3 protein-coding genes are annotated in these 3,141 nt (G+C 64.0%); 1 reads left to right on the forward strand and 2 read right to left on the reverse strand.

Features of this window, described 5'->3' with window-relative positions; all coding sequences use genetic code 11:
• Positions 1 to 1,074, reverse strand: a 1,074-nt coding sequence (gene ada, locus JOY90_RS26635; RefSeq protein ID WP_291694088.1) for a bifunctional DNA-binding transcriptional regulator/O6-methylguanine-DNA methyltransferase Ada, incomplete at its 3' end; no start/stop codon positions are given.
• 148 nt (positions 1,075 to 1,222) lie between these two features.
• Positions 1,223 to 1,675 carry an ester cyclase gene (locus tag JOY90_RS26640; protein WP_291694086.1) on the reverse strand — a complete coding sequence of 151 codons (453 nt, stop codon included), beginning with the start codon at positions 1,673 to 1,675 and terminating at the stop codon, positions 1,223 to 1,225.
• A gap of 241 nt (positions 1,676 to 1,916) precedes the next feature.
• Between JOY90_RS26640 and JOY90_RS26645 the strand changes: the two genes are divergently transcribed.
• Positions 1,917 to 2,840, forward strand: a complete 924-nt coding sequence (locus JOY90_RS26645; RefSeq protein WP_291694087.1) for an NADP-dependent oxidoreductase — start codon at positions 1,917 to 1,919, stop codon at positions 2,838 to 2,840.
• Positions 2,841 to 3,141: the final 301 nt, after the last annotated feature.

Raw genomic sequence — 3,141 nt, forward strand, 5'->3', positions numbered from 1 at the left:
TTCTCGTTCGAGGAGCGTGCGTTTGCGCTCCACGCCCCAGGCGTATCCCGAGATCGCTTTGTCATTGCGCACGACGCGATGACAGGGAATGGCGACGGCGAGATTGTTCGCCGCGCAGGCGCCAGCGACCGCGCGAATGGCCTTCGGTGCGCCGATCCGCTGCGCGATCTCGGCATAGGAGCATGTTGCGCCGACGGGTATTTCCTGAAGGGCCTGCCAGACGCGCTGTTGGAAAGCAGTGCCGCGAACATCAAGAGGAAGATCCCGCCCAAGTTCCGGTGCCTCCACGAGGCCGACGACGTGCGCCATCATCGCTTCGTAATCGCGGTCGGCACCGATCAACCGTGCTTTTGGAAAGCGGTCCTGGAGGTCACGAACGAGCTCATCCGCATCATCGCCCAGCAAGATCGCAGCAACACCTTTCCTGCTGGAGGCGACGACAATGGCACCCAGGCAGGTCTGGCCGACGGCAAACCTGATCTCCTCGTCGAGCCCTCCGGCACGGTACCGTGACGGCGTCATGCCGAGCATGCCCATCGACTTCTCGTAAAAGCGTCCACTTGAATTGAAGCCCGCGTCATAGATCGCCTCGGTCACCGAGCTCCCGGAGACCAGGCCCTCCCGGACCTTCTTGGCGCGATAGGCGGCGGCATACGCTTTGGGCGTAAGACCGGTTGCGGCCTTGAACAGGCGATGAAAGTAGCTGGCGCTGAGTCCGACCGCATGCGCCAGCTCCTCGAGCGACCGCTTCTCTTCGCTTCGTTCGATGACGCGGCACGCCTTGGCGATCAGCTTCGCATTCTCAGTGCCGGTCAATGGTCCGTGCGGCTTGCAGCGCCGGCACGGCCGGAAACCCGTCGCTTTCGCGCTCCCCAGACTGTCGTGCAACTGCACGTTTTTGGGATTGGCGGTGCGCGAAGGGCATGACGGCCGGCAATAGACCCCAGTCGTGGAAACCGAGTACCAGAACTGTCCATCGGCGGTCTTGTCGCGCGCCAGGACGCGGGCCCATCGCGGGTCTGCTGCCACGGACGGCGATTCTTGCATCCTGACGCTGGCAGATTTTGCGCTCATGGCTCGAACGGATTTCATGATCGAGCTGATGATGCCACCCGCTTTCCGTGACCATTGTTGGAGGGACGGGGTGGTCAAGATGCAGATGAGGCCCGCGCCCTATGTGCGGGCCTCATCTGACTGCTTCCGTCTTCCGGACGCGCTTCGATCACGCAGCCTTGCCGATCAGGCCCAGCTGGGTCAGCGCGGTCACGCCGTCGTCAAGGCCGATTTCCTCGACGATCCTGCCGTCGATGACCTTCAGGACCGTGGTCCCGGTGAAGTGCATCGTGCGGCCGGTTGCCGCCGGGAGGCCGCCCATCAGGAAGTCATCGAACGCCGGTCCCGTATGCGTGCCGCCGCCTTCCCATTGACCGACGACATGGTCGCCTTCGGCGATCAGGTCCGCCGTACCCCAGAAGTTGAGATCGGGGAACGCGGCGCGGAAGTCGGTCATGAACGCCTTGATGTCATCGCGGCCGCGACGGGGTTCGTGCAGCGAATATTTCAGCAGCATGTCGGGGGCAGCGATTTCGTCGACAACGCCGAGGTTGACGGTCTTCCCCCAGAAATCGGTGAACCAACGGCCGACAACCGCCTTGTTATCTTCCTCTTTGCTCATTGGAAAAGCTCCTTGATCGACTGAGAAGCGATCACCGATGCCGATCGGCGACCTGCGCAGCGGGACTACGCCCGATCGGCGCGAACCGAACTCCGTTTCTTGCCTTGAAATCGAACGCGGGGTCGGGTGGTCATTGCGCCGGAGGGCGGTTCCAATTTTCGCTTCAAGGCGTCAGCCGTCATCGAATTTGAATATGCCCGTCAAACATGCGAGCCTGATTGCGTCAGAGTGGGGAATATCCATGAAAGCTGCCTACATCGAACGGCACGGCGGGCCGGAAGTTCTCGAATTCGGCGAACTGCCGGAGCCGGTGGCGGGACCCGGCGAGGTGGTGGTCGATATCGTCGCCGCCAGCGTCAACGGCGCGGACTGGAAGGTGCGCGAGGGCAAGTCCGGCCAGCTTGCGCATTTCCCCTACATTCTCGGGCGGGATTTCTCCGGCATCGTCTCGGTCGTCGGCGATGGCGTGACGGACCTGCGGGTCGGCGACGAAGTCTTCGCCGTCTGCGACGTCGGCCAGGAAGGCGCCTATGCCGAGAAGATCGCGATCAAGGCCGCCATCGTCGCCAGGAAACCCGACAGCCTGTCGCATGTCGATGCCGCGGCGCTGGCTCTTGCCGGGCTGACCGCGATCTGCACCGTCGAGGACACGTTGAAGCTGAAGGCGGGCGAGACGATCCTGATCCAGGGCGGCGCCGGCGGTGTCGCGGCCTTCGCCATCCAACTGTCGAAGCACCTGGGCGCGCGCGTGATCACGACCGCGAGCGCCGCGAACCATGACTATCTGCGCCAGATCGGTGCCGATGAGATCGTCGATTACAACGCGGTGGACTTCACCAGGGTCGTGCGGGACTGCGACGCGGTGTTCGACACGGTCGGCGGAGACGTGGCGCAGCGGTCGTTCCAGGTGCTGAAGCCCGGCGGCCGTGCCGCGTTCATCGCCTCGGGAGCACAGGCGCCGAAGCCGGACCGCGGCGATGTCGTCGCACTCCGGCCCAAGGTCGGACGTGACCGGCCGCATCTCGAGCGCATCGTCGAACTGGTGACGACGGGTGCCGTTCGTCCGCCGGAGGTGACGCGCTACAAGCTCAGTGACGCCGTGGCCGCGCACGAGGTGAGCCAATCCCGCCATTTCCGCGGCAAGCTGGTCTTCGTCGTCCGCTAGCGGCTTCGCGTCGGATCGCCGCCTTCTCGCAAATTTGTTCCCGCGCGGCGTGGTGCAGGGCTCACCGGCTCCGCTATGATGTCCATTCAGAGAGCCAACGCGAGATTGGCCGATAGGCATGGGGGAAAAGCATGAGCGGTCGCGTGAAACTGGCAGGGGTTGTGGGATTCTCCTTGATCGTGTGCGCTTCCGCTGTGCACGCACAGCAGCAGGCGATCGGCGCGCCGCCCGAGGCCAGCAACATGAAGCTGGTCGGCTATAGCGACCTGCAGGCGCGCAGCGCCTATCAGCCGACCATCCA

The organism is Bradyrhizobium sp. (genome assembly GCF_019242285.1).
GTDB lineage: Bacteria > Pseudomonadota > Alphaproteobacteria > Rhizobiales > Xanthobacteraceae > Bradyrhizobium.

Coding starts and splice junctions, on each gene's coding strand:
- JOY90_RS26640 (WP_291694086.1), bottom strand. CDS start 1,675: ATGAGCAAAGAGGAAGATAACAAGGCGGTTGTCGGCCGTTGGTTCACC.
- JOY90_RS26645 (WP_291694087.1), top strand. CDS start 1,917: ATGAAAGCTGCCTACATCGAACGGCACGGCGGGCCGGAAGTTCTCGAA.